Genomic DNA, 1,307 nt, shown 5'->3' on the forward strand with positions numbered 1-1,307 from the left:
TGCCGTTCGGTACAAAATTCTCCCTGCTCAGCTTCTTGGTGGTGACAACGGTACAAAACTCTCCCTGCATGTAGAAAAAGCGCCAAATCGAGCCATTTCGGGTGAACAGGGAGAGTTTTGTACCGGAAGTGGGGCCGTGCGGCTCGTGCTGGGAGAGTTTTGTACCGCACATGCGGTGGGAAGGGGTGTGCTGGGAGAGTTTTGTACCGCACATGCGGTGGGAAGGGGTGTGCTGGGAGAGTTTTGTACCGGAAGTAGGGCCGTGCGGCTCGTGCTGGGAGAGTTTTGTACCGAAGCGGCGCGGCGTGGTTCTTGTTGGGCGAGATTTGTTTCGCCGTGGCACCTTCCGTGTGTGCAGTTGCCGGGCTTCCGCCACCCACCGGCACCCAATCCTGACCCTCGGCCCCTGCAGCGCGCTCGACACTGGTAGTGTTGGGGGTTTTGCGCCATGCAAAGCCCTCTGGCGGCGTGTCACCAGCGTGTCGCACCCTTGCATGGCGCAATTCCCCCCGTTTGGTAGCGGCGCGGCCGTGGTTTGCAGTGGCGTGGCGCTCAAATCGCAAACCACCTCGGTGAAAAACACTGAAAACGGGCTGCTAGTGGCGAAGTGGTCTGCGTTGTGGGCACAACGATGTCTGACATGGTGTGCGTGCTCGCACGTGAACCCGCTATTGCGAGTGTTAACCCGCTCTATCGCACGCAAACCCGCTATTGAGAGCGTGAGCGGGGCTGCCCAGGCTCGTATTAGCGAGTTAACGTGCGCATGAGAGAGACCCGGCTCGTATTAGCGGGTTAACGTGCAAATTGGTAGGACCCGCATAAGGCCGAGTCGCATCGTGAGAGCTGGCCTCGTCGCCGTGGGAGTGATCGTGCGGGGCGGTGGTGGCAGCTGGGCCCCTCTACTGGCAGTGTGAACCCATCTATGCGCAGCTAAACCCTATTGGTGGCGTGGTGGGCAGTCCGACTAGGCCACCACCTAGCGGGTTAACGTGCGCATTAACGGGCCCAGATGACCACCTACCGGGTTCGGGCCACCATCCATCGGGCCCAGGTGCGGGTTATCGGTCCCACGTGCGACTTGTCGGGCCCACGTGCACTGTCAGGTGCCCACGCGCCGAGCATTCCGATATGCGCATCCCCCACGACGAAACAACCAACTTCAATGTGGCTTTTCCCGCACCAGCAAGCCGAAAAGTCGCTACAAAACCAACACGTTTTGTCCATCCTTCAAGTTGGCTCCCACCAACTTCAATACCGATTTTTCCGCACCAACAAGCCGAAAAGTCACCATAAAACCAACACGTTTT

At 59.0% G+C, this 1,307-nt stretch carries 1 protein-coding gene; it reads right to left on the bottom strand.

The annotated features are described in order from the left end of the window. Positions 1–343: hypothetical protein (locus tag O3684_RS10185; RefSeq protein ID WP_500066825.1), on the bottom strand; the 343-nt coding region annotated here is incomplete at its 3' end. Positions 344–1,307: the final 964 nt, after the last annotated feature.

This window comes from Pauljensenia sp. 20925_1_27 (assembly GCF_041432835.1).
Lineage (GTDB): Bacteria > Actinomycetota > Actinomycetes > Actinomycetales > Actinomycetaceae > Pauljensenia.